We start from the raw sequence: 25310 nt of genomic DNA, 5'->3' as shown, positions 1-25310 counted from the left end.
TTAGTATACGACGTGCATTTTTTGAGATCCACCAGTTCCCGTCGATGGAACGAGGAGTCACGCATGATGCTTGTCATCGCCACCTACGGCACCGAAGGCGATACGCGCCCGCTCGCGGCGCTCGGCCGTGCGCTGATGGATGCCGGCCACGATGTCCGGCTGCTGGCCGATGCCGCAACGCTCGGTTCGGCCGACGCGCTCGGCGTGCCGTCGGCGCCGTTGTCCGGCGATATCCGCCGCGCGATCGCACCGGACGGCGCGTTGTCGGACGCGGTGCGCGGGCGCGGCGGGTTCAACGACACGTCGAAGGCGCTCGCGGCGATCGCGAATGCGAACACGGCCGCGTGGATGCGCGAAGTCGCCGACGCGTCAGCCGGTTGCGACGCGATCCTCGTATCGGGGCTCGCGTCGTTCGTCGGGTTGTCGGTCGCCGAATATCGCCGCGTGCCGGCGATCGGCGCCGGCATGATCCCGATCACGGCGACCGCCGAATTCGCGTCGCCGTTCCTGCCGCCGGGCAAGCTGCCGCGCTGGCTGAACCGCGCGAGCCACGGGTTCGTCAACGCGCTGCTGTGGCAGGCATTCAGGAAAGCGACGAATGCGGCGCGCGCAAGCGTATGCGGGCTGCCGCCGCGCAAGCGGGTGTGGACCGATCATCCGATGCTGTACGGCGTATCGCCGGCGCTGCTATTCGGCCCGGCCGACTGGCCGTCGCAGGTGCTTGCATGCGGGCAATGGCGTATCGATGTAAGTGCATGGGCGCCGCCGCCTGAACTTTCCACCTTTCTCGATTCGGGCGATCCGCCGGTGTACATCGGCTTCGGCAGCATGGCCGGCTTCGACCGCGCGGCGATGGCCGACGCGCTGGTGCGTGCGCTCGACGGCCGACGCGCGCTGTTCTATCCAGGCTGGAGCGGCATCGATGCGTCGCTGCTGCCGGCGCACGTCCGCGTGATCGGCGACACGCCGCACGACTGGCTGTTCCCGCGCGTGTCGATGGCGATCCATCACGGCGGATCGGGCACCACGCATTCGGCCGCGCGGGCGGGCATTCCGTCGATCGTCGTGCCGTTCGCGGGCGATCAGTTCTTCTGGGCGAACCGGTTGCGGCGGCTCGGCGTCGCGGATGCGCCGGTCGCGGGGCGGCGCGTGGACGGTGCCGCGCTTGCGCGGGCTATCGCGTTTGCCGAGCGCGCCGACACGAAAGCGCGTGCAATGGAACTCGGCGAGCGCATCGCTCAAGAGGACGGCTTGAAGCTGGCGGTCGGCGCGATCGAGCGATGGGCGCGCCCCGGCGCGCGGTGAGGCCGCGCGTCAGAAATGCCCGGTGAACCGGTAACGGCTGCCCGGGTGCCACAGATTGGCGACCGACGCGACCAACCCTTGCGACCACGTGCGCCGATGCAGCAGCAGGCACGGCTCGCGGTCGTCCATCGTCAGATGGCGACGCGTTTCGGCGTCGGGCATCGCGGCCTCGATCCGGTATTCCACACGCTGCAGCGGCGCGACGCGCGTTAGGTACTGGTTCGGCGTCGTCGTCGTGAAGTCCTGCAACGCGTATTCGGGCGCGCAGGCCGGATTGACCCAGCGTTCCTCGAGCTGCACGGGCGTGTCGTTCTCGAAATGCAGCACGCGCGAATGGAAGATCGGGCTGCCGGCATCGATTTGCAGCTCGTCGGCGAGCTTCGCATCGGCGACGGCCGCGCCGACCTGCAGCACCTGTGCGCGATAGCCGTGGCCGCGCGCGGCGACTTCGTCGGAGATGCTGCGGATCGCGACGAGCGTCGATTCGTACTTCGGCGATGCGACATACGTGCCCGAGCCGCGCGTGCGCGTGAGCACCTGTTCGGCCGTCAGCTCGCGCAGCGCGCGGTTGACGGTCATCCGCGCGACGTTGAATTCGCGCGCGAGCTCGTTCTCCGACGGCACCTGGTCGCCTTCCGCCCACTCGCCGGCATGAATCCGCGCGAGGATGAAGTCCTTGATTTCCTGATAGATCGGTGTGGTCATGGGATCGGGATTCGAGAGTCGGCAGCGGCCCGCCGCCGAATGCCGATCCGGCGCGCGCCCGGCGCCGAGTGTACCGGTTTCGCGGGCGCGCGGGCCCGGATTCCCCGAATGATCCCTGTTCGGCCGGCGCGCGTCCATGCGGGATTGCACAGAGCGGCCGGCCGTCGATGGCCGGCGCGCGGTCAGAACCGATGCCGGATGCCGACCGTCGCGACCACCTGCGTGTTCGTCGACGAAGCCGCGAGCCCCGTGACGTTCGCGAACCCGAGCGGCGCGCCCGACGGCACGCCGAACTGGTGCTGGTACACGGTTTCCGCATACACGTCGGTGCGCTTGCTCAGCGCGTAGTCGGCCATCAGCGTCACCTGGTGCCATTTCGGCCGGTGGCTGCCGGTTGCGTCGTCGTAGCGGCCTTCGGTGAACGTATAGGCGCCCGCGAACGAGACCGCCGGCGTCAGCGCATAGCGCGCGTTGATCTCGTAGTTGTCGAAGCGCAGCGCGTTCAGCGCGCCGGGCAGCGACGACGCGGCCGTTTCGTCGAACATCGAATGCGTCCACAGTGCACCGACCGTCAGCCGGTCGAACGCATAGCTGCCGCCGGCGCCCACCACGCGCTGGCGCACGGCGGGGAAGTTCGGCGCATCGTTCGTCGACAGCGCACCGCCGGCCGTCAGCCCGCCGCGGTTGAGCTGCAGGTACGCCGCGCCGAGGCTGACCGGCCCGTTCGCATACGACACGCCCGCGCTGTACGCGCGGTTGTTCGCGAAGCCACCGGCCGCGTTGCTGAACCCGTACAGGCCGCCGAACTGCCAGCCGGCGAGCGTCGGGCTCGTGTATTTCACCGCGTTGTCGATGTAGAACGAATCGTCGATGTTGTCGTTGTCGAACGGATGCGACGCGAGGTTGTTGCCGTCGCCGTTGTTCGCCATTGCCAGCGGGCCGAGATAGTCGACGACGGAGTCGTATTGCCGGCCGAGCGTCAGCGCGCCGTATTGATCGCTTTGCAGGCCGACGTACGCGCGGCGGCCGAACATCGTGTTCCGGTAGGATTGCGTGCCGTTGTTCAGGTTGAAGCCGTTCTCGAGGCGGAACAGCGCATGCAGGCCGCCGCCGAGATCCTCGTTGCCGTTCAGCCCGAAGACCGTATTCGACAGCAGGCCGCTGCCTTGCTGCCACACGCTTTTACCCGACTGGTTGTTCGTATAGGCGATACCGGCATCCAGCATCCCGTAAAGCGTGACGCTGCTTTGCGCATGCGCGGCGGCGCCGAAGAACGCGAGGGAGAGGGTACCGACGACTGCTTTTTTCATTGTTTGTGCTTCCTGGGAAAGGCCCGTAACGACGGGAACGGCGATCCGACGCGCGTGCCAGCCGCGAACGCGTTCGGTTCGTGAAGAACCGCGCCCGTTCGTGCCGGATGCGTGCGTTCGAATCGATGAAAGGGAGGCGTCGCGCGGCCGAAACGGCTGCAGGCTAGTGCTGCAACAGGCGGATCGTGCCGAACTCGGCGGCGGGCAGCAGGCGGAGGATCGCCATGATCGCCGGCGATGCCTGCGACCGCGCGACTTCGAGTTCGATGCACGCGCGCCCGGTGCGTTTGTCGAGCGCGGCCGTATAGAAATTGAGCGCGGCGCCGACAGCCTGATGCAGCAGGCGCCGCACGACGGCGAGATTGTCCGATTCGACGCGGATCGACAGCAGCACGAGGTCGTCCGCGGGGCACCGGCGCCGCGCACGAACCGGCGGCAGATCGCGTGAGGCGGCGGATTCGGTTCTGGTCGGTTTCATGCGTTCATCCCCGGGTCGCATCGTGCTCCGCACCGCGGAGATCTCGTGTTGGACATGGCGCCCATTCTAGGAATCGCCGTGACGATACGGTGTATAGACTCGCACCGCCGCTGAAAAGAACATATAAAAAGACACCACGGCCGCCGGCTTTCGTCTTTACAGCTTTTTTATTCCCCGTAAGGAAATTGAACACCGCTTTGATACGCGGATTTCTACACTGTCGCATCCCATTCTCCAGATGAGCATGGGGGCGTCACTCGAGCCCGCGCCGACGCGGCAAGGCCCGATACGCAGACGATCGCGTGGATATTCCGCGCATACGAACAAAGGGGAAAGCCATGTTGTGGATCACCGGCGCGGTATCGATCGCGCTCTTTATCTATCTGTTTCATGCATTGATCAAGCCCGAGCGGTATTGATCGGCACGATTCAACAGGAATTCGAAAATATCGGTGAATGTCATGAGCGATCTGCTTTTCGTACTGTTCACGCTTGCGTTCTTCGCATTGACGGCCGGTTTCATCACCGGCCTCGACCGGATCTGAGCGAGTGTCGACATGTTCAACAATCTGATTCAATTCGCGATCGTTCTCGCGATCATGCTGGCGCTGGTGCCCGTCGTCGGGAAATGGCTGGCGCACGCATTTACGAGCCCGCGCCACGCGTGGGTCGAACGCCGCACCTATGCACTGCTCGGCGTGAATCCCGACGAAGCGATGTCGTGGCAGCGCTACGGGATGGTGCTGCTGCTCGGCAATGCCGCGATGATGCTGCTCGGCTATCTGCTGCTGCGCATCCAGGACGCGCTGCCGTTCGATGCGCTGCAGCGCGCCGCGCAAAGCCCCGATCTCGCATTCAACACGGCCGCGTCGTTCATCACGAACACGAACTGGCAGGCGTATGCGGGCGAGAGCAGCCTGTCGAACTTCTCGCAGATGGCCGTCATCACGTTCCTGATGATGGTCAGCGCCGCGACCGGCATCGCGGCCGCGGGCGGCTTCATTCGCGGGCTGAGCCGCAAGAGCGCGGCCGACATCGGCAACTACTGGGTCGATTTCACGCGCGTGACCTACCGCGTGCTGCTGCCGCTCAGCTTCGTGATGGCGCTCGTGTACGTGTGGCAGGGCATGCCGCAGACGCTCGCGTCCGACGCGTGGGCGACCACGCTCGAAGGTGCGCGCCAGCAGATCGTGATGGGGCCGGTTGCGAGCCTCGAATCGATCAAGCACATCGGCACGAACGGCGGCGGCTTCTTCAGCATGAACGCCGCGCATCCGTTCGAGAACCCGACGCCGCTCACCAACACGCTGCATATGCTGTCGATGCTGCTGATTCCGTCCGCGCTGACCTATACGCTCGGCACGATGATCGGCCGGCGCCGCCAGGGCTGGGTGATCCTCGGCGCGTTCGTCGTGATGTTCGTCGGCTTCCTCGCCGTGATCTATCAGGCCGAGCAGCACGGCAATCCGCTGCTGACCGGGCTCGGCGTCGACCAGCAGATGAGCGCCGTGCAGCCGGGCGGCAACATGGAAGGCAAGGAGATGCGCTTCGGCATCGCGCAGACGAGCCTGTTCGCGACCGTCACGACGGCCGCGACCACCGGCTCGGTCGACGCAATGCACGACTCGCTGACGCCGCTCGGCGGGCTCGTGCCGATCGCGCAGATGATGCTGAACAACGTGTTCGGCGGCGACGGCGTCGGGTTGATCAACCTGTTCACGTTCGCAATCCTCACGGTGTTCCTCGTCGGGATGATGATCGGCCGCACGCCGGAGTTTCTCGGCAAGAAGATCGAGGCGCGCGAGATGAAGCTCGTGATGCTCGCGGTGCTCGCACATCCGTTCAGCATCCTCGGCTTCACCGCGCTGGCCGCGATGTTGCCTGCGACGATGAACAGCCTCGCGAACCTCGGGCCGCACGGCTTCAGCGAAGTGCTGTACGCGTACACGTCGGGCACGGCGAACAACGGCTCCGCGTTCGCGGGCCTGAACGCGAACACGCCGTTCTTCAATACGACGATCGGTTTCGCGATGCTGATCGGCCGCTACCTGACGCTGCTGCCGATGCTCGCGGTCGCGGGCAGCCTCGCCGCGAAGAAGAGCGTGCCCGAAAGCGCCGGCACGCTGTCGACGTCGACGAGCCTGTTCGCCGGCCTGCTGATCTTCGTGATCCTCGTCGTCGGCGGTCTCACGTTCCTGCCCGCGCTCGCGCTCGGCCCGGTCGTCGAGCACCTGCTGATGTCGGGCGGCCAACTGTTCTGAGGGAAACATCATGATGCAACGCAATCGCCAGGCAGCGGCCGTCGCCGCGCCGGCACCCGGTTCTTCGTTCGGCGCGGCGACGCGCGGCCTCGTGCGGCCCGTGATCGCATCGTCGGTGCTGTTCATGCTCGTCACCGGCATCGCGTATCCGCTGCTGACCACGGGCGTCGCGAACGTGCTGTTCCCGGCGCAGGCGCGCGGAAGTCTCGTCCAGCGTGACGGCACGACGATCGGCTCCGCGGTGATCGGACAGAACTTCACGCGCGCCGGCTACTTCCATGCGCGGCCGAGCGCGACGGTCGGCACCGATCCGGCCGATCCGTCGAAGACGGTCGACCAGCCGTACAACGCGGCCGGCAGCGGCGCGAGTAACCAGGGCGCAACCAGCAAGAAGTTGCTCGCGGATATTGAGCAGCGCGTGCGTGCGTACCGGCAGCAGAACGCACTCGCCGACGGCACGCCGGTACCGGTGGACGCCGTCACGGCGTCCGCGTCGGGGCTCGATCCGGAGATCTCGGTCGCGAACGCGCGGCTGCAGGCGGCGCGGGTCGCCCATGCGCGCGGCATCGATGCCGCGAAGGTCACGGCGCTGGTCGATCGCATCGCCGCACCGCGCCAGCTCGGCGTGCTCGGCGAACCGCGCGTGCGCGTGCTCGACCTGAACCTCGCGCTCGACCATGCATTCGGCCACGCAGCCGGCGCGCGGAAAGAGCAGGAATAACGGAGTCACTCATGTCCCATATCGAAACCCCGATCAACCCCGCGGCCATGCCGATCGGCGGCGTGCCGCCGATGCGCTGGACCGCCGTGCTGCGCGAGGCGGTCCGCAAGCTCTCGCCGCGCGTGCAGCTGAAAAACCCGGTGATGTTCGTCGTCTATCTCGGCAGCATCGTCACGACCGCGCTGTGGCTACAGGCGCTGACCGGCACCGGCGATGCGCCGGCCGGCTTCATCTTCGCCGTTGCGTGCTGGCTGTGGTTCACCGTGCTATTCGCGAACGCGGCCGAGGCGCTGGCCGAAGGGCGCGGCAAGGCGCAGGCCGATGCGCTGCGCGCGGCGCGCAAGCGCGTGTACGCGAAGGTGCTCGACGAGCCGAAGCAATACGGCAGCACCAGCCATCGCGTGCCGAGCGACGAGCTTGCCGCCGGCAGCATCGTGCTCGTCGAGGCCGGCGACACGATTCCGGCCGACGGCGAAGTGATCGACGGCGTCGCGTCGGTCGACGAATCGGCAATTACCGGCGAATCGGCTCCGGTGATCCGCGAATCCGGCGGCGATTTCTCGTCGGTGACGGGCGGCACGCGCGTGCTGTCCGACTGGATCGTCGTGAAGATCACCGCGCAACCCGGCGAAGCGTTCCTCGACCGGATGATCGCGATGGTCGAAGGCGCGAAACGCGGCAAGACGCCGAACGAGATCGCGCTGACGATCCTGCTCGTCGCGCTGACGATCATCTTCCTGCTCGTGTGCGTGACGCTGCTGCCGTTCTCGCAGTTCAGCGTGCTGCTGAACGCGTCGGGCGCGGCCGTGAGCCTGACCGTGCTGATCGCGCTGCTGGTCTGCCTGATCCCGACGACGATCGGCGCGCTGCTGTCGGCGATCGGCATCGCCGGGATGAGCCGCATGATGCGCGCGAACGTGCTCGCGACGTCGGGGCGCGCGATCGAGGCGGCCGGCGACGTCGACGTGCTGCTGCTCGACAAGACCGGCACGATCACGCTCGGCAACCGCGAGGCCGTGCAGTTCCGGCCGGCGCCCGGCGTGGAAGAGCGTGCGCTGGCCGAGGCCGCGCAACTGTCGTCGCTGGCCGACGAGACGCCCGAAGGGCGCTCGATCGTCGCGCTCGCGAAGCAGCGCTTCTCGCTGGAGGTGGCCGCGAGCGACGGCAGCGTCGCGGTGCCGTTCAGCGCACGCACGCGGATGAGCGGCCTCGATATCGGCGAGCGGCAGGTGCGCAAGGGTGCGGCGTCCGCGATCCGCGCGCACGTCGATGCGCTCGGCGGCGCGTTTCCGCACGCGGTCGAGACGGCCGTCAACGACATCGCGCGGCGCGGCGGCACGCCGCTCGTCGTCGCCGACGGCTTGCGCGTGCTCGGCACGATCGAGCTGAAGGACATCGTCAAGCACGGGATCGCCGCGCGCTTCGCCGAGCTGCGCAAGGTCGGCGTGAAGACCGTGATGATCACCGGCGACAACCGGCTGACCGCGGCCGCGATCGCGGCGGAAGCCGGCGTCGACGATTACCTTGCCGAAGCGACGCCCGAGGACAAGCTGCGGCTGATCCGCGAGCACCAGGCGAAGGGCCATCTCGTCGCGATGACGGGCGACGGCACCAACGACGCACCCGCGCTGGCGCAGGCCGACGTGGCCGTCGCGATGCACAGCGGCACGCAGGCGGCGAAGGAAGCGGCCAACATGGTCGACCTCGACAGCAACCCGACGAAGCTGATGCAGGTGGTCGAAGTCGGCAAGCAGATGATCATGACACGCGGCGCGCTGACCACGTTCAGCGTCGCGAACGATCTCGCGAAGTATTTCGCGATCATCCCGGCCGCGTTCGTCGCGACGTATCCGGCGCTCGGCGCGCTGAACGTGATGGGGCTGCACAGCCCGACGTCGGCGATCCTGTCGGCGGTGATCTTCAATGCGTTGATCATCGTCGCGCTGATTCCGCTCGCGCTGAAGGGCGTGAAGTATCGCGCGGAGCCGGCCGGGAAGCTGCTGGGGCGCAACCTGCTGATCTACGGCGTGGGCGGGATCGTCGCGCCGTTCATCGGCATCAAGCTGATCGACATGCTGCTGACGCCGTTTATCTGACCGAACGCGCCGTCGCGGCCCCGCTCACGCTTTCGCGGCGTGCGCGGGGCCGTTCGGCGTTTCATTTGCCGGAAGCGATCATGGATGTGAACGTGAACGAAGCGAATCGACGGGCGAGGGTGCCGCTGGAAACCGCGTCGAGCCGCGGCCGCTGGCAGCTCTTGCTGCGCGCGTGCGCGGGCATCGCCGAGCGCATCGCGGGCGCCGGGCCCGACACGCGGCCGACGCTCGCCGTGCGGGAAGCGCACCCGCGCGCGCAAGTATGGATGTCGCAGTACGCGGCGCCGCTGCTGTGGGCCACGCTCGTCTGCGCGCTGGCGACGCTCGCGGCGAGCGCGCTGCTGCGCGTGTTCGACCTGTCGAACGTCGTGATGCTGTTCCTGATGACCGTCGTGCTGATCGCGCTGCGGCTCGGCCGGCTGGCCGGCGCGTGGGCCGCGTTCGTCTGCGTCGGCTGCTTCGACTTCTTCTTCGTCGAGCCGCGGCTGTCGTTCGCGGTGTCCGATACGCAATACGTGTTCACGTTCGCGCTGATGCTGGCCGTCGCGCTCGCGATCGGCCAGCTCGCGGCGCGCCTGCGCGCGGAGGCCCGCGCCGCGCGTGCGAACGAGAAACGCTCGGCGGCGCTCGCGCGCGTCGCGCACGATCTGTCGGCCGCGATCGGGACCGAGCAGATCGCATCGATCTGCACCGGCACGATTGCGCCGCTGCTCGGCGTGCGCATCGCGCTCGTGCTGCCCGACGAGAACGACCGGCTGATGCCGACGCAACACGCAGGGTTCGTGGAAACGCCGATCGCGCGCTGGGCATACGAGCAGGCGCGCGGCGCCGGGTGCGGGATGGCGCCGTTCGAGCGCGCGGCCGCGCAGTACCTGCCGCTGAAGGCGCCGATGCGCGTGCGCGGCGTGCTCGTGCTGTTCGGCGATGCGCAGCCGGTGCCCACGGACCCCGACGATCGCCGCCTGATCGACGCGCTGTGCTCGTCGATCGCGATGGCGCTCGAACGCGTGCATTACGTCGACGTCGCGCAGCACACGCTCGTGCGGATCGAAGGCGAGCGGTTGCGCAACGCGCTGCTGGCCGCCGTGTCGCACGACCTGAAGACGCCGCTCACCGCGATTCGCGGGCTCGCCGAGACGCTGGAGCGGCCGGAACGTCTGGCAGACGGGCAGCCGGCCGCGCTCGCGCATGGCATCCGCAACCAGGCCGAAGCGCTGCACGGGCTCGTCGTGAACCTGCTCGACCTCGCGCGGATGCAGAGCGAAGGCGTGCGGCTCAATCGCGAGTGGCACATGCTCGACGAGATCGTCGGCAGCGCGCTCGCGCATTCGGCCGGCGTGCTGGCCGGCCGCGACGTGAGCGCCGACTTGCCCGTCGACCTGCCGCTGATCGACGTCGACGCGCTGCTGATCGAGCGCGTGCTGATGAACCTGCTCGACAACGCCGCGAAGTATGCGGGCGCGGATGCGGCCGTGTCGGTGCGCGCACGCGTGTTCGGCGAAACGCTGTACGTGTTCGTCGAGGACGACGGGCCTGGATTCGTCGCGCGCAATACCGAGCCGCTGTTCGAGCCGTTCGAGCGCGAACGCAAGGAGTCGTCGATCAGCGGCGTGGGGCTCGGGCTCGCGCTGTGCCGCAGCATCGTCAACGCGCACGGCGGGTCGATCCGCGCGGTGCCGCTCGATCCGCACGGCGCGCGGTTCGAGATTCGCCTGCCGTTGGGCGCGCCGCCCGATATCGAACATGAGAGCCACACATGATCAGGTCGCGCGTACTTATCGTCGAAGACGAATCCGACATCCGCCGTTTCGTCAGGATGGCACTGGAACAGGAAGGGCTCGACGCCTGCGAGGCGTCGACGGCCCGCGAGGCGCGGATGTATGCGTCGAGCAGCAAGCCCGATCTCGTGATCGTCGATCTCGGGCTGCCGGACGGCGACGGCAAGGCGTTCATCCGCGAGCTGCGCGAGTGGTCGACGGTGCCTGTGATCGTGCTGTCGGCGCGGCAGCAGGAAGTGGAGAAGGTCGCCGCGCTCGACGCGGGCGCGGACGATTACCTCGCGAAGCCGTTCGGCGTGCCCGAACTGCTCGCGCGGGCACGCGCGCTGTTGCGGCGCGCGGCGTTCGTGTCGGCCGACGGGCAAGCGTCGTCGATCGTGCGGTTCGGCGACGTGACCGTCGATCTCGGCCGGCATGAAGTCGTGCGCGGCGGCGAACCCGTCCATCTGACTCGCCTCGAATTCCGGCTGCTTGCCGCGCTGATTCGCGCACGCGGCGGCGTGATCGCCGCGCGGCAACTGCTGGCCGAGGTGTGGGGTATTCACGACGCGGACCGCGCGCACTACGTGCGCGTGTACATGACCAACCTGCGGCAGAAACTCGAACCGGTGCCGGCGAGGCCGCGGCACCTGCTGACGGAGCTGCAGTTCGGCTACCGGCTGGTCGGACTGGAAACGGTTGGCGCGACCCGTGAGGTCTAGACAGGTGTTGCGTGCCTTCCGGCCGCTCCCTTACGCATCGAGAAAGCCGGGATTCAGTGTCGTGTAATCCATAGTTAATTGAAATTTAAGGAAAATTTCGACCGGCGACCCTAATGATCCGACAATTAGAGATAAACACGGATTGCTGGCGACACCCTTGAAAAGGCAAAGTTGTATGTACAACTTGGAGCGTCGCTAGACAGCGCGATTTCCGGGTTGAAAGGGTTCGCGGCGGAGTCGCCGTGCCGGCAGCGCCGGTGCGGGCCGCTCGACGTGACCCCGGCCCAGTTCGCCTCTGACAGGAATTCCATGAAGAAACTCGCGCTCAGTATTGCCCTTGCCTGCATCGCGGTCGGTGCCCACGCCAAGGATTGGTCGACGATCCGGTTCGGCGTCGACGCCAGCTATCCGCCGTTCGAATCGAAGGACGCAAGCGGCAAGGTGGTCGGCTTCGACGTCGATCTCGGCAACGAGATCTGCGCCCGCCTGAAGGCGAAATGCGTGTGGATCGAGAACGACTTCGACGGGATGATTCCGGCGCTGAAGGCGAAGAAGTTCGACGGCGTGCTGTCGTCGATGTCGATGACGCCGGCGCGCGCCGAGCAGATCGCGTTCTCCGACAAGCTGTTCAACACGCCGACGCGCCTCGTCGCGAAGAAAGGCGCGAACCTGCAGCCGACGGCCGAATCGCTGAAGGGCAAGTCGGTCGGCGTCGAGCAGGGCACCATTCAGGAAACCTACGCAAAGGCCTACTGGGCGCCGAAGGGCGTGCAGGTCGTGCCTTACCAGAACCAGGACGGCGTGTACCAGGACCTGATGTCCGGCCGCCTCGACGCGGCGCTGCAGGACGCGGTGCAGGCCGACATCGGTTTCCTGAAGACGCCGCGCGGCGCGAACTTCCAGTTCGCCGGCGGCGACATCGACGATCCGAAGACGCTCGGCAATGGCGCGGGCATCGGCCTGCGCAAGGACGACGCCGACCTGAAGGCGAAGATCGACCACGCGATCGCCGACATCATCAAGGACGGCACGTACAAGAAGCTCGAGAAGAAGTACTTCGCGTTCGACGTCTACGGCGGCTGACCGTCCATGCGGCGCGCATCGGCTGCGGTGCGCGCCGCGTCTGTTGCCGGGCGCCGCCCGCGTCACGGGATGCGTCGGGCTTGATGAGCAGGTTGCATCAGGTAGTGCGTAGATATCGTTTGATGCGCGGTTAATGGCTATTGACAATCCAGCCACATCGTTCTGGACCCCTTATATGATCTTCCAAGGATTTGGCCCGCTGCTGTGGGCCGGCACGGTCGAGACCGTGAAGCTCGCGGTGCTGTCGCTCGCCGCGTCGCTCGTGCTGGGGCTTGCCGGCGCGGGCGCGAAACTGTCGACCAACCGCGTGCTCAAGTCGATCGGCACCTTCTATACGACGCTGATCCGCGCGGTGCCGGACCTCGTGCTGATGCTGCTGCTGTTCTACGGGATCCAGATCCTGCTGAACAACGCGACCGACCTGATCGGCTGGGACCAGATCGACATCGACCCATTCGTGGCCGGCGTCGTGACGCTCGGCTTCATCTACGGCGCATATTTCACCGAGACGTTCCGCGGCGCGTTCCTCGCGGTGCCGCGCGGCCAGCTCGAAGCCGGCTTCGCGTACGGGATGGGCGGCTGGCGCGTGTTTCATCGCATCCTGTTCCCGCAGATGATGCGCTTCGCGCTGCCCGGCATCGGCAACAACTGGCAGGTGCTCGTGAAAGCCACCGCGCTCGTGTCGATCATCGGCCTCGCCGACGTGGTCAAGGCGTCGCAGGACGCGGGCAAGAGCACGCTCGATTTCTTCTTCTTCACGCTGGCCGCGGGCGCGATCTACCTCGCGATCACGACGGTGTCCAACGTCGTGCTGCATCACCTCGAGAAGCGTTATTCCGTCGGCGTCCGGAGGCTCGCACTGTGATCGAACTCATCGGCCAATACTGGCAAAGCTATCTGTATACCGACGGCTACCGCTTCAGCGGCCTCGCGATCACGCTGTGGCTGCTGGTCGTGTCGATCGCGCTCGGTTTCGCGCTCGCCGTGCCGCTCGCGATCGCGCGCGCATCGTCGAACCGCTGGATCTCGGGCCCCGTGTGGCTCTATACGTATGTGTTCCGCGGCACGCCGCTCTACGTGCAGCTGCTGATGTGTTACACGGGCATCTACAGCCTGCAGGTCGTGCACGATCACGTGCTGCTCGATACGTTCTTCCGCAACGCGATGAACTGCACGCTGCTCGCGTTCGTGCTGAACGAATGCGCGTATGCGACGGAGATCTTCGCGGGCGCGATCAAGGCGACGTCTGCCGGCGAGATCGAGGCCGGGCAGGCCTACGGGATGTCGCGCTTCAAGCTCTATACGCGGATCATCCTGCCTTCCGCGCTGCGCCGCTCGCTGCCGAGCTACAGCAACGAGGTGATCCTGATGCTGCATGCGACCACGCTCGCGTTCACCGCGACCGTGCCCGACATCCTGAAGGTCACGCGCGACGTCAACTCGGCGACGTACATGTCGTTCCAGGCTTACGGCATCGCAGCCGTGCTGTACGCCGCCGTCGTGTTCGCACTCATCTGGGCGTTCCGCAAGCTCGAGACGCGCTGGCTCGCGTACCTCTCGCCGCGCGGCCATTAATGCATTCGCAACGAAGGACCAAGCATGTACAAGCTCACAGTCGATAACCTGCACAAGAAATTCGGCGACAACGAGGTGTTGAAGGGCGTGTCGATGAAGGCGAAGGCCGGCGACGTGATCAGCATCATCGGCTCGAGCGGCTCCGGCAAGAGCACGTTCCTGCGCTGCATCAACTTCCTCGAGCAGCCGTGCTCGGGGCAGATCACGATCGGCAGCGAGCCGATCCAGACCACGCGCGATCGCAACGGGTCACTGCGCGTGGCCGACCAGAAGCAGCTGCAGCGGATGCGCACGAAGCTCGCGATGGTGTTCCAGCACTTCAACCTGTGGGCACACATGACGGTGCTCGAGAACGTGATCGAGGCGCCGATGGCCGTGCTCGGGATCGGCAAGGATGAGGCGATCGCGCGGGCGCGCAAGTACCTGGAGAAGGTCGGCCTCGCGCCGCGCGTCGAGAGCATGTATCCGTCGCACCTGTCGGGCGGCCAGCAGCAGCGTGTTGCGATCGCGCGCGCACTGGCGATGGAGCCGGAAGTGATGCTGTTCGACGAGCCGACGTCGGCGCTCGATCCGGAACTCGTCGGCGAAGTGCTGAAGGTGATGCAGAAGCTCGCCGAGGAGGGCCGCACGATGGTCGTCGTCACGCACGAGATGGGCTTCGCGCGCAACGTGTCGAATCACGTGATCTTCCTGCATCAGGGGAAGATCGAGGAGGAAGGGAATCCGCAGGAGATTCTCGTGAATCCGAAGAGCGAACGGCTCGGGCAGTTTTTGTCGGGGCGGTTGAAGTAAGCAAGCAGGCCGTGTGCGCATCGCCCGTGAAGCCGCAATGGCGTCCCGGGCGATGCGGAGATTGAAGTACGCTTACAGTTGCGCGAGCGCATCCGTCAAAGGCCGCTGCGCGACACGCACGAGCGGTAACCTGCACGGCTTCGCGCCGTCGCAAACTGGAACGCTAAGTGCTTGTCAGGCTTGATCCTTTCAATGAAGGAGCACCACGATGAGCACACCGACAACCACCCATTTTTCCCACGTGAAGCCGCAGGACACCGCGTATCAAGGCGAAGGCCTGCGCGACTTCTTCCTGTATCGCGATCTCGGCATCGCGGCCGCGACGAACGGCAAGGTCGTCGCGCAACTCGTCAGGGCGAATCATGCACCGACGGCGGGCACCGGCTGGCACCGTCACGAGGCCGAGTTCCATATCGTGTACATGCTGAAGGGTTGGGCGCGCTTCATGTACGGCGAGCAGGAAACGCTGGTGTCCGCCGGCGACTGCGTGCATCAGGCGCCGGGGATTGTCCACTACCTGTTCGACTACTCGCCGGACATGGAGTATCTGGAGATCGTCGGGCCCGCCGATTTCAAGTCGATCGATGTTGAAGGGCCTTGCGCCGTGCCACCGCCGACGCCGTGGGGCGAGACGGGTGCGTAGCTGGCCGGTTTCCCGAGGTGCGAATGTGCCGACCGACGCGCATCGTGCGCACGTTTGCGACAGACCGCCTTCGGGCGGTTTTTCGTTGACGCGTCCCGGAATCCTCCGCGTGCTCTGCTGATACCCGCGACCTGCTTTCCCCTTCGATCCATTCATTCGAATTCCGAAGGGTTGCGAAGCTGAAGATCCGGAAAGAAAGGAAAGAGATTCGTCAGCTTTGCGTGACGGATTGTTACGTGGTGTCAAAGATCGTCAATTGCGGGCTGCACGGTGCACGGCCTGTCGACGGCCGGCGTTAAGGAGGTACCAGCCGGATCGCCGGCTGTCCTACCCGGGAGAAATCCATGAAGCGCATCGCGAAGATCCTGACGGTCACCGCAGTGGCATGCGCCGTTCTCGCTCCGGCGCTCGCCGAAGCCCATTCGCACCGTGTGTGCCACTACGACCATCACCACCATCGCATGTGCCGCTGGGTGCGGTAACGGGATTTCCCTCGGGTACGCCCGGGACGCATTGATCATTCAGGCAAATCAGGAGAGGACTATGAAAAAGACGATGTTGATCGCCGCGCTCGTCGCCGGCATGGGTGTGTCGATCGGTGCATTCGCGCAGGTTCCGGCCAGCGCGCCGGCCGGCACGACCGGTCTGTGCAAGGACGGTTCGTTCTACTCGGGCGCATCGAAGAAGGGCGCATGTGCGGGCCATAAGGGCGTGAAGACCTGGTACGGCGCATCTTCGGCGGCAGCAGCCAGCGCGCCGGCCGCGACGGCGCCGGCAACGGCGGCGTCCGCTGCCGCTGCATCCGGTGCCGCGCCCGCGAAGAGCGCGTCTGCGACGACCACCGCTGCGGCGCCGGGCGGCGGCGCGGGCAAGGTGTGGGCCAACGACAGCACGAAGGTCTACCACTGCTCGACCGACAAGTACTACGGCAAGACGAAGCACGGCAGCTACATGTCGGAAGCGGATGCGAAGGCGAAGGGCTTCCACGCGTCGCACGGCAAGGCCTGCTCGTAACGCAAGCCGGGCGCGCGAGTTCATTCGCTCGCGCGTCGCCTGAAGGCTGCTGGAAATCACGCCCCGCCATCCCGGCGGGGCGATTCATTTGCGATGCCGGTCGTTGCGTCGTTGCCCGGATTCAGTGGGCGTGATGCGATGAGGGTTCGACGGTCCCCGCATCGTGTTCGGTTGCACGCGCATCGAGCAGCGCGCGCAGCGTGACGTAGTGCGTGCCGCTCGCGTTGCCTTCCGCATCCGCGGTGCGATCGTACGGTTCGTTGTCGTGGATCGTCGCGCGCACGATCGGATAGATCTGCGTTTCCCAGCGGCTGCCGTTGAACACGCCATAGTGGCCCGCACCCGTTTGCACGTGGTGCGTCTTCAGATACGGCGGCAACCCCGAACACAGCTCCTGCGCGGCCACCGTCTGGCCCACCGCGCAGATATCGTCCTTCTCGCCTTCGATCGTCAGCAGCGCGGTGCGGTGAATCGCCGCCGGTTCGACGAGCCTGTCGCCCACCGTCAGTTCGCCGCGCGCGAGCGCGTATTGCTGGAACACCTTCTCGACCGTCTCCAGATAGAACTCCGCGGTGAGGTCGGCCGTCGCGAAGTATTCGTCGTAGAAATGCCGCAGCGTGTCGGCTTTCGCGGGATCGCCTTTCGCGCGCTCGTAATACATATCGGCAAACGAAGCCGCATGCCGATCGGGGTTCATCGACATGAAGGCGCCGACCTGTACGAAGCCCGGATACACGCACCGCTGCGCGCCGACGAAGCCGGCCGGCACCACGCTGATCAGGTTCTTCGCGAACCATTCGATCGTCTGGCTCGTGGCGAGCGCGTTGACCTTCGTCGGATTCACGCGGCAGTCGATCGGGCCCGCCATCAGCGTCAGGCTCGCGGGCTGCGCCGGATCGCCGCCGGCGGCCATCAGCGCGACCGCCGCGAGCGCGGCGACGGTCGGCTGGCAGATCGCGAGCACATGCGTGTCCGGGCCGATCTGGCGGATGAAGTCGATCACATGCTCGACGTATTCGTCGAAACCGAAGCGCCCGGCCGTCAGCGGGATGTCGCGCGGGTTGTGCCAATCGGTGATGTACACGTCGTGGTCGGCCAGCATCGTGTGCACCGTGCCGCGCAGCAGCGTCGCGAAATGCCCGGACATCGGCGCGACGATCAGCACGCGCGGCTGGCGCGCGACCGGCCGCGCCTTGCGGAAATGCAGCAGCGTGCCGAACGGCGTGGCCGCGGCAGCTTCCTCGACGATCGGCACCGTTTCTCCGTCGACGACGATCGACGCGATCCCGAACGGCGGACGCCGATGCGAGAACGCGCAGCATTCGAGCAGCTCGCACAGCGCGTCGACCATGCGACCCGTCGGCGTTGACGTGGATGGGGGCCACAGCGACATCGTCGCGCGCGTGGTCGCGGCCCATGCGCGCGCCGGGCGCAGGCATTCGGCAGACCATTGGTAAAACGGATAGGCAAACAGGTTCATGGCCGTCGCTCGTTGCGCTGCGTTGTATTGAACAAGGCAAGCCGTGTGCCAGCATGCGGCTGGCACGCAGGTTGCACGCGGTCAGGGAGCGTGGCGGCTTAGGCGGCACGCCACGACCGTCAGCCGAACGCGATGCGTTGCCGCGCCGGTCGTCGCGAGCGGCGCGTGCCGCGAGACGGTGCGGCGCTGCGCCAGTTCTGCGAATGTGCCGCACGCGCATGGTGCGGGTGACGGGTACGGTGTCCGCTTTCGGTGCAGGGGCACGAACGGCTTTCAGCAGGGGAGCGACATGGAATCAACCGGACAGACGACGCTGACCATCAGCAGCCGCAATTACTCGTCGTGGTCGATGCGCGGCTGGCTGCTCGCGAAGCTCAGCGGCTTGGCGTTCGACACCGTCAGCGTGCCGATCGATGCCGCGTCGCGCGCGGAGCTGCTGTTGCTGTCGCCGTCGATTCTCGTGCCATGCCTGACGCACGACGGCAACAAGGTGTGGGATACGCTCGCGATCGCCGAATACCTGAACGAAATCCGGCCGCAGGCGCGGCTGCTGCCTGAAGGCCGGCGTGCGCGCGCGCATTGCCGGTCGATCTGCGGCGAGATGCATTCCGGTTTCAGCGCGCTGCGCTCCGCGCTGCCGATGAACCTGCGCGCGCATTTCCCCGGCTTCCGGATCTGGTCGCGCGCGCAGCACGACATCCAGCGGATCGTGACGATCTGGCACGAGTGCCTGGCCGCGTATGGCGGGCCCTGGCTGTTCGGCGCGGAGATCGGTGTCGCCGACGCGATGTATGCGCCGGTCGTCACGCGCTTCCTGACCTACGACGTGAAGCTGGAGCCGGAAATCGCCGAATACTGCATGCGCGTGCTCGCGCATCCGTTCGTCGCCGAGTGGATCGACGCGGCGAAGGCGGAGCAGGAAGACATCGATGAACTCGACATGGAGTTTTGATGCGCGCGATCTCGGCGTGCTTTCAATTGCACTACACGCGCAAGCATCGAAATGGGGTTCTCTATGCTGCTGCGCAATGCGCAAACGTTTTACCTTGATTTCGGGTTAAACCGAGTGCGAATTCCCTAAAGGATGTTGAGCCCGATGACGTAAACGAGTCACGGGGACGACTCGCGACACGCATGCTTTCGACGTGCGGCGCGCAGTCTGCAACAACCAGCGCAGCAGGGGAATCGACGTGAATCGTCAGCAATCGTGGACGCGTACAGCGGCGCCCGGAGAAATCATTTACTCGGAGGGCTTCGCGGGCGAGCCCGTGATCTTTCTGATCACCGACGGCAAGGTCGAGCTGTCCACGCGGTGCGACGACAAGCGCGTCATCGTCGCGACGCTCGGCCGCGGCGAGTTCTTCGGCGAATCGGCGCTGCTCGCCGCCGAGCCGCGCGCCCATACCGCGAAGGCGCTTTCGTTCTGTCAGCTCACGGTCGTGCCGGCCGGCATGCTCGATGAAGAAATCGAGCGCGTGTCGGCGCTGCTGCGCCATATCGTGCGAACGATGATCCGGCGCGTGAAGCGCAAGGACGACCAGCTCGCGACCTACACGCATGCGGACTTCATGCCCGGCGTGCTGTCGTATGCCCATGTGCTGTCGCTGATGGCCGGCGCCGATGCACGCGAATCCGGCGACGGGTGGGCGCGCCGGCCGATGCAGGCCCATGCGACCGAAACCTCGGTGCCGCTTGCCGAAGTGATCCGCAAATGCCGCGCGATTGCCGGCCACTCGCGGCCGCATGTGCTCGCGATGCTGCGACGCATGGAGAAGCTCAATCTCGTCACGATCGAAGCCGCGCAGGCCGACCATGTCGGCGGCGCAGCCGACTATGCGGCTTCGTCGGATGCGCGCCAGGTCGTCACATTCGATGCCGCGCGCGTGATCGATCGAGCGCAGCAGGTTGCCGATCACGATCTCGACGTGTCAATCAACAGCGAACTCGAGCTCATCGAATTGGCCGATCTCGAATCGCTGATCGGCGTCGAGAAGACGCTGCTGCTCAACAAGCTGTCGAACGGCGAGATTGCCGAAGAGGTGTTCGCGTTCCGCAAATCGAAGGTACTCAGTTACGTCGAGCAAAAGGGCGTCGCGTATTTCTCGCGGCGCAACGGGCGTCGGGGCGGCGACGTGCGTTCGCTGGAGGATCTCGTGTGGGTCGACCAGCGCACGCTGTTCGACGTGATCAGCGCGTTCGATACGTACGATCTCGCGAAGCTGATCGCGAACCTCGACGATCGCGCGGTGGCCGACAAGCTGTTTTCCGTGATGACCGAGGCGCGGCGCAACGAGGTGTCGTGGGTGATGCGTCGCGAGCTCAAGCTCGATCCGATCGAGATCGAGGATATCGAGCAGCGCGTGCTGGATGCCGTGCGCGCGGCCAAGGCGCCGGCGACGGGTGCGGCGTCCGTGGCGTCGGATGCGTGACACGGGGAGGCGTATGGATCTGTTGACCTTGGCCGGTGTGGTGCTGGGCGGCGCGGCGATCGTGTTCGGGTTCGCGCTGGAAGGCGGGCATTTCACGATGCTGTTCCAGTTCGAGGCGCTCGTCATCGTGCTCGGCGGCACGCTCGGCGCGGTGATGATCCAGAACACCTGGGCACGCTTCTTCGACGCGGTGAAGCAGTTGCGGCTTGCGTTCGTGCGCGCGAGAGAGGTCGATCGCAAGCACCTGTCCGACCTGCTCGAATGGGGCGACCGCGCGAAGCTCGACGGGCTGCTCGCGTTCGAATCGATGGACGTGAGCGGCATCCATCCGTTCGCGCGCCGCGGGCTCGAACTGCTGGCGAACGGCGTATCGACCGCCGTGCTCGAGGATGCATTGCAGCGCGAACTCGACGCCTACGAGCGCAGCCGCCTGGCCGCCGTGCGCGTGTGGCAGCAGGCGGGCGGGTATGCGCCGACGTTCGGCATTCTCGGATCGGTGCTCGGGCTCGTGCAGGTGACGAGCCATATCCTCGAACCGGCGCAACTCGGGCCGGGCATCGCGGTTGCGTTCATCGCGACGCTGTACGGGCTGGCGTTTGCGAACCTCGTGTTTCTGCCGCTTTACGGCAAGCTGCGCGCGCAGATCGATAGCGAACTGCGGTTTCGCAAGCTGTATCTCGACGGTTTGCTCGCGATCTCGCGCAAGGAGTCGCCACATACGATCGAAACGCGGCTGACCGGCGATGTGCGCGGGCGTGCGGCCGAGTCGCTTGCGTGATGTGCTGCGTATGCGGTACGACAAACAGGGATCTTCGGTATGACAGCCCGAACTGACGGCGCGACCGCCGCCGATCGCGATGACCACGAACTCGAAGGCACGCAGTCCGGGCGCTGGCTGATTTCGTACGCGGATCTCATCACGACGCTGATGGTGCTGTTTCTCGCGCTGTACGTGCTCCAGCTCGCGAAATACAACGCGCTTGACGCGCGATATCAGACGCTTGCGCGACACGCCGGTGGCGCTGCGAGTACTGCCAATGTCGTAACACCCGAACGCGCGCCGGCCTGGCTCGCGTTGCTCGATAAGTTGAAGATGAACGGGCGGATATCGCTGGTGAAGGCGCCGCACGGCGTCGAGATCGGCATCGACGCGAAGATCCTGTTCAACGTCGGCGATGCGCGCTTGCTGCCCGATTCGTCGCCCGTGCTGAACCAGATCGCGCAGGCACTGAGCGAGCACGCGACCGGCGACATTCTCGTCGAAGGGCATACGGATAACGTGCCGATTGCGAACGCGAAATACGAATCGAACTGGGAGCTTTCGTCGGCGCGCGCGGGGAGCGTCGTGCGCTACCTGACCGAGCGCGGTGTGGCGCCGCATCGGCTCGCGGCGATCGGGCGGGCCGATACGCAGCCGCTCGTGGCGGGTGACGATGCCGCTGCGCGAGCGCGGAATCGGCGCGTGACGATCTTCGTTGCGTATTGATTTGCGCTGATCGTGCGCGTATAGGCGGCCGCATATGCCCGCCTGTCAACGACATAACGAATCTCGAATGATAGATATCTGAAATCAGCGATGCGCTTCTGTGCGTGCATGCCGATAACTCAAACTGGCTCAGACCGAGCGGTTATCGAGGGTTCCCCATGCATTTCTGGCGCAAGCTTTCCATTCAGAACAAGCTGATTCTCAGCATGACGAGTTGCCTGCTCGTGTTCGTCGCGATTTCGAGCGGACTGAGCATCCGTCTGATCGGCAACGCGGTGAGCGATCGCGTCGTCCGCGAAGAGTTGCCGACCGCAGTGAACGGCATTCGCGCCGACGTGCAGCGGCAGATGGCCGGGCCGATCGCCGCGTCGCGCATTCTCGCGCGCGATGCGTTCCTGCTGCAATGGGAAGCCGAAGGCGAACCCGACGCCGGCACGCGCAACTGGATCCAGCTCGCGAAGAACGTGAAGGACGAGCAGAAGGCCGCGTCCGTGCAGTGGGTGTCGGTGAAGAGCGGCAACTACTACAACGAAGCCGGCCTGCAGCGGAAGGTCACCGACAAGGATCAGTGGCTGACCAGCTTCCTGTCGTCCGGCAAGGCGTTCGACGTGAACATGGATCGCGAGGTGACCGTCGGCGGCTACATGATGTTCATCAACAGCCGCGTCGAACTCGACGGCGTGCCGATCGGCGCAGCGAGCATGAGCCTGTCCGTCGATGCGCTCGCGAAGGGCATCTCCGCATACCGGATCGGCGAGACCGGGTTCGCGTATCTCGTGCGTCCGGACGGCGCGATCATGATGCATCGCGATACGTCGCTGATCGACGGCAAGCATTTTCTGAAGGACCAGCACGGCCTGCCTGACGATGCGTCGTCGACGCTGCTGGCCGGCAAGCCGTATGCGTACCTGAGCTACAACGGCGACGGCGGCGCGCGGTTCATCGCGACGTCGTTTATTCCGGAGCTGAATGCGTATGTCGTCGTCGAGGTGCCGCAGGCGGAACTGCTCGGGCCGGTGACGCGCGCGATTCGCAGTGCGGCGCTGGTGGCGGCGGTGGTGGGGCTTGGGGTTGCGCTGCTCGTGATCTGGCTGGTCGGGCGCGCGATTGCCGCGCCGATTCGGCGTGCGGCGACGTTGCTGTCGGAGATCGCCAGCGGCCAGGGTGATCTGACGCGCCGGATGACGGTCGAGAGCCAGGACGAGATCGGGCAGTTGTCGGATGCATTCAACCGGTTCGTGTCGTCGTTGTCGACGCTCGTTCATCGGATTCGGGCGGCTTCGGCGTCGATTGCGACCGGGTCGGCGCAGATCGCTTCGGGGAATGCGGATTTGAGCGAACGCACAGAAGGGCAGTCGAGCAACCTGGAGCGGACGGCTTCGTCGATGGAAGAGATCACGGCCGTGGTGCGGAACAACACCGAGACGGCGACGACCGCCGCGAAGATGATTAATGGCGCGTCGGATACGGCGGCGCGCGGCGGGCAGGTTGTGGGTGAGGTTGTTAGCACGATGGAGCAGATCAGCAATGCGTCGCAGCGGATCTCCGAGATCATTGTGATGATCGACAGTATTTCGTTTCAGACGAATATTCTTGCGCTGAATGCGGCTGTGGAGGCGGCGCGGGCAGGGGAGCAGGGGCGTGGGTTTGCTGTCGTTGCTTCGGAAGTGCGGAATCTGGCGCAGCGCAGCGCGCAGGCGGCGAAGGAGATCAAGGCGCTGATCGAACATAGCGCGGGGACGGTGAATACCGGGTCGCGGTTGGTTAGCGAGGCGGGGAAGGTGATGAGCGATGTTGTCTCGCAGGTGCAGGGGGTGAGCGCGATGATGAGCGAGATTGCTGAGGCTAGCCTGGAGCAGAGTGCCGGGATCGACCAGATTGGGGATGCGGTGCAGTCGCTCGATCAGATGACGCAGCAGAATGCGGCTTTGGTCGAGGAAAGCGCGGCAGCGGCCGAGAGTTTGAAGCAGCAGGCGGCGGAATTGACCAAGCTGGTGTCGGCTTTCAAGGTGGATGAATAAAGTCTGTTTCGCGTTTTAGAATGAGGCGTTTCTGAGGGACGGCTGCGGTGGGTTCACGGCAGCCGTTTTGCATTCGGGCCTGGTTTCGGGGACGTCATACAAGAATGAAAAGCATTTCGAAACTGAAAGTCGCGGTGGGGGAGGTTGTGCTTCTGGCGCTGATCGCTGTTGTGGGGGCGAAGGTGGTGATGTCGCCGACCGATTCTTATCTCGCGGATCGGAAGAAGGCTGCCGAGGCAGTGAATGCGGCTCGGATGGAAGATCGGGCGGATTTGGACAAGAAATACACCGCCGAGCTGAATGCGAAGCTGGTAAAGCTTGTCGGGACGGTCAAGGAAAAAAGTTTTCCGGGAAGGCGGGGAGTAACGTTCAGAGTGTTGTCGCGGATGACGGGATGACGTCGGGGCCGGATGAGCTGTTTTTCAAGTCGAATGATGGGACGGTGAGTCTTTCTGTGACGATTGTTCCACTTTTGAAAGCTTGGGTAGCGACGGCGGATGCGGGGCTAAAGTCGACCGATGATGTTGCCGTTATCTTCGATAACGAGACGGTTTATACGGACGTATTCAGTGATTGTGATGGAAGTGCAAGAGATGGTGGATGAAGTCGTTCAATAGGGAACGGTTTGCCGACCGCCGGGACGGTAAACCGGCCGGGTCGGCCAGTGCGGTCAGTTGCCACGATAAACACCTGCTGTTTGCCGCGCCCCTTCGATTACACTCAGCCGTGGCCTAAATAGAACAAGGAGAAGTCATGGCTGACCTGAACGTCGCGCTACTCGGCTTTGTCGGTGTGCTGGTTGGCGGCTATTCGAACAATTTTCTTGCGGAAGATTACAGGCGCTTTCGAGACGGGCAGGCTCTGGCCGGTGCACTCGCTGGTGAGTTGGAATCACACGCTGAAGCAATTCCGACGATCAAGGATGGCCTAGAAAAGATGCTAATGGGGCTGGGACAGGGTGAGAAACTGACTTTGAAGGAATGGCCGGTTCCTGCCAGTCCGCTCTTCGATGACAACGCGTCGAAGATTGGATTGCTCGGGGCACAGTCCGCGAGGGACGTGGCTTACGTCTACGAGAACATCCGAGCTTTCCGCCAATCGTTCCACATGCTCTCGAAGAACCACGCTGATGTACCAGCGATGTGGAGCCAAGGCATGCTCATAAGTTGCTTGGCCGCAATTGAGCGAGCAGAAAACAGGGGCCAGTCGCTGATCGAGAATCTGAGGCGATATGCAGTAGAGTCGTATTGGCAGCGCTCTCAAACGCGAACGCAACTCAAATGGGGCGCGGCGGGCTTCATCGTCTTTCTGATCTTATTGCGGCTATTTTCGCTGGGAACTATTTCTCAGTGAGGCTGGTGCTCTGAGTCACAATTTCAAGCGGGGTTTATTATTTTGTGGCTGGAGACCTACTGCACAAAAAAGCCTTTCA

26 protein-coding genes are annotated in these 25310 nt (G+C 65.2%); 22 read left to right on the top strand and 4 right to left on the bottom strand.

The window, feature by feature from the left end; translation table 11 throughout:
* Positions 1–63: 63 nt before the first annotated feature.
* Entirely contained in the window at positions 64–1305 is a 1242-nt protein-coding gene (locus ACM6JT_RS13395; RefSeq protein WP_414856627.1) for a glycosyltransferase, read from the top strand.
* Positions 1306–1314: 9 nt separating this feature from the next.
* Here ACM6JT_RS13395 and hutC read toward each other — a convergent pair whose 3' ends face one another.
* The 3 genes from hutC to ACM6JT_RS13380 all read right to left on the bottom strand — a co-directional run bounded on the left by hutC (position 1315) and on the right by ACM6JT_RS13380 (position 3798).
* Positions 1315–2010 carry a histidine utilization repressor gene (gene hutC / locus ACM6JT_RS13390; protein WP_131945653.1) on the bottom strand — a complete coding sequence of 232 codons (696 nt, stop codon included), beginning with the start codon at positions 2008–2010 and terminating at the stop codon, positions 1315–1317.
* Positions 2011–2192: 182 nt separating this feature from the next.
* Entirely contained in the window at positions 2193–3320 is a 1128-nt protein-coding gene (locus ACM6JT_RS13385; protein WP_414856626.1) for a porin, read from the bottom strand.
* A gap of 163 nt (positions 3321–3483) precedes the next feature.
* Positions 3484–3798: a hypothetical protein gene (locus ACM6JT_RS13380; protein WP_243566180.1), complete on the bottom strand. Its 315-nt coding sequence runs from the start codon at positions 3796–3798 to the stop codon at positions 3484–3486.
* A 338-nt stretch (positions 3799–4136) separates the two neighbouring features.
* On the opposite strand from ACM6JT_RS13380, the gene kdpF reads away from it, so the two are divergent.
* The 13 genes from kdpF (at position 4137) to ACM6JT_RS13315 (ending at position 16462) form a co-directional block, all read left to right on the top strand.
* Positions 4137–4217: a K(+)-transporting ATPase subunit F gene (gene kdpF / locus ACM6JT_RS13375; protein ID WP_063835069.1), complete on the top strand. Its 81-nt coding sequence runs from the start codon at positions 4137–4139 to the stop codon at positions 4215–4217.
* Positions 4218–4355: 138 nt separating this feature from the next.
* Entirely contained in the window at positions 4356–6059 is a 1704-nt protein-coding gene (gene kdpA / locus ACM6JT_RS13370) for a potassium-transporting ATPase subunit KdpA (RefSeq protein ID WP_034182156.1), read from the top strand.
* Between the two features lie 10 nt (positions 6060–6069).
* Positions 6070–6780, top strand: coding sequence for a potassium-transporting ATPase subunit KdpC (gene kdpC / locus ACM6JT_RS13365; protein ID WP_414856625.1), 711 nt, complete (start codon positions 6070–6072; stop codon positions 6778–6780).
* A 47-nt stretch (positions 6781–6827) separates the two neighbouring features.
* On the top strand, positions 6828–8876 hold the full coding sequence (gene kdpB / locus ACM6JT_RS13360; protein ID WP_414856738.1) for a potassium-transporting ATPase subunit KdpB: 2049 nt from the start codon (positions 6828–6830) through the stop codon (positions 8874–8876).
* Between the two features lie 80 nt (positions 8877–8956).
* Positions 8957–10636 (top strand): DUF4118 domain-containing protein, encoded by a 1680-nt coding sequence (locus ACM6JT_RS13355; protein ID WP_414856624.1) that lies wholly within the window; start codon positions 8957–8959, stop codon positions 10634–10636.
* Positions 10633–11355, top strand: coding sequence for a response regulator (locus ACM6JT_RS13350; protein ID WP_034182158.1), 723 nt, complete (start codon positions 10633–10635; stop codon positions 11353–11355). Before ACM6JT_RS13355 ends, ACM6JT_RS13350 begins: the two co-directional genes overlap by 4 nt.
* Before the next feature lie 309 nt (positions 11356–11664).
* Positions 11665–12438 carry an ABC transporter substrate-binding protein gene (locus ACM6JT_RS13345; protein ID WP_105133508.1) on the top strand — a complete coding sequence of 258 codons (774 nt, stop codon included), beginning with the start codon at positions 11665–11667 and terminating at the stop codon, positions 12436–12438.
* 175 nt (positions 12439–12613) lie between these two features.
* Entirely contained in the window at positions 12614–13303 is a 690-nt protein-coding gene (locus ACM6JT_RS13340; RefSeq protein ID WP_034182160.1) for an ABC transporter permease, read from the top strand.
* Entirely contained in the window at positions 13300–14013 is a 714-nt protein-coding gene (locus ACM6JT_RS13335; RefSeq protein ID WP_105389653.1) for an ABC transporter permease, read from the top strand. Before ACM6JT_RS13340 ends, ACM6JT_RS13335 begins: the two co-directional genes overlap by 4 nt.
* 24 nt (positions 14014–14037) lie before the next feature.
* Positions 14038–14805, top strand: coding sequence for an ABC transporter ATP-binding protein (locus ACM6JT_RS13330; RefSeq protein WP_414856623.1), 768 nt, complete (start codon positions 14038–14040; stop codon positions 14803–14805).
* A 208-nt stretch (positions 14806–15013) separates the two neighbouring features.
* Positions 15014–15448, top strand: a complete 435-nt coding sequence (locus ACM6JT_RS13325; protein ID WP_034182163.1) for a cupin domain-containing protein — start codon at positions 15014–15016, stop codon at positions 15446–15448.
* Between the two features lie 344 nt (positions 15449–15792).
* Complete coding sequence (locus tag ACM6JT_RS13320) at positions 15793–15930, top strand: HHHH-motif protein (protein ID WP_165948126.1); 138 nt, start codon at positions 15793–15795, stop codon at positions 15928–15930.
* A 61-nt stretch (positions 15931–15991) separates the two neighbouring features.
* The gene (locus ACM6JT_RS13315) at positions 15992–16462 is read left to right on the top strand and encodes a DUF3761 domain-containing protein (protein ID WP_131948068.1); all 471 of its coding nucleotides are present in this window, start codon (positions 15992–15994) and stop codon (positions 16460–16462) included.
* A 121-nt stretch (positions 16463–16583) separates the two neighbouring features.
* On the opposite strand, the gene ACM6JT_RS13310 is transcribed toward ACM6JT_RS13315, so the two are convergent.
* Positions 16584–17942 (bottom strand): polyhydroxyalkanoate depolymerase, encoded by a 1359-nt coding sequence (locus tag ACM6JT_RS13310; protein ID WP_414856622.1) that lies wholly within the window; start codon positions 17940–17942, stop codon positions 16584–16586.
* A gap of 289 nt (positions 17943–18231) precedes the next feature.
* Between ACM6JT_RS13310 and ACM6JT_RS13305 the strand changes: the two genes are divergently transcribed.
* From ACM6JT_RS13305 to ACM6JT_RS13270, 8 genes are all read left to right on the top strand, one after another.
* On the top strand, positions 18232–18894 hold the full coding sequence (locus ACM6JT_RS13305; protein WP_131948066.1) for a glutathione S-transferase family protein: 663 nt from the start codon (positions 18232–18234) through the stop codon (positions 18892–18894).
* 238 nt (positions 18895–19132) lie between these two features.
* Positions 19133–20371 (top strand): cyclic nucleotide-binding domain-containing protein, encoded by a 1239-nt coding sequence (locus ACM6JT_RS13300; RefSeq protein WP_414856621.1) that lies wholly within the window; start codon positions 19133–19135, stop codon positions 20369–20371.
* A 13-nt stretch (positions 20372–20384) separates the two neighbouring features.
* Complete coding sequence (locus ACM6JT_RS13295) at positions 20385–21149, top strand: flagellar motor protein (RefSeq protein WP_111019730.1); 765 nt, start codon at positions 20385–20387, stop codon at positions 21147–21149.
* 39 nt (positions 21150–21188) lie between these two features.
* Complete coding sequence (locus ACM6JT_RS13290; protein ID WP_414856620.1) at positions 21189–21857, top strand: flagellar motor protein MotB; 669 nt, start codon at positions 21189–21191, stop codon at positions 21855–21857.
* Positions 21858–22015: 158 nt separating this feature from the next.
* Positions 22016–23878 (top strand): methyl-accepting chemotaxis protein, encoded by a 1863-nt coding sequence (locus ACM6JT_RS13285; RefSeq protein ID WP_414856619.1) that lies wholly within the window; start codon positions 22016–22018, stop codon positions 23876–23878.
* Between the two features lie 104 nt (positions 23879–23982).
* Positions 23983–24276, top strand: a complete 294-nt coding sequence (locus ACM6JT_RS13280) for a hypothetical protein (RefSeq protein WP_414856618.1) — start codon at positions 23983–23985, stop codon at positions 24274–24276.
* Positions 24273–24482: a hypothetical protein gene (locus tag ACM6JT_RS13275; RefSeq protein ID WP_414856617.1), complete on the top strand. Its 210-nt coding sequence runs from the start codon at positions 24273–24275 to the stop codon at positions 24480–24482. The genes ACM6JT_RS13280 and ACM6JT_RS13275 overlap by 4 nt, the downstream gene beginning before the upstream one ends.
* Before the next feature lie 149 nt (positions 24483–24631).
* Positions 24632–25231, top strand: coding sequence for a hypothetical protein (locus ACM6JT_RS13270; protein WP_414856616.1), 600 nt, complete (start codon positions 24632–24634; stop codon positions 25229–25231).
* Positions 25232–25310 lie beyond the last annotated feature (79 nt).

Source organism: Burkholderia sp. IT-111MI5, from assembly GCF_949752865.1.
In the GTDB taxonomy this organism is placed as follows: domain Bacteria; phylum Pseudomonadota; class Gammaproteobacteria; order Burkholderiales; family Burkholderiaceae; genus Burkholderia; species Burkholderia pyrrocinia_C.
This window is presented reverse-complemented; position numbering and strand designations above follow the sequence as displayed.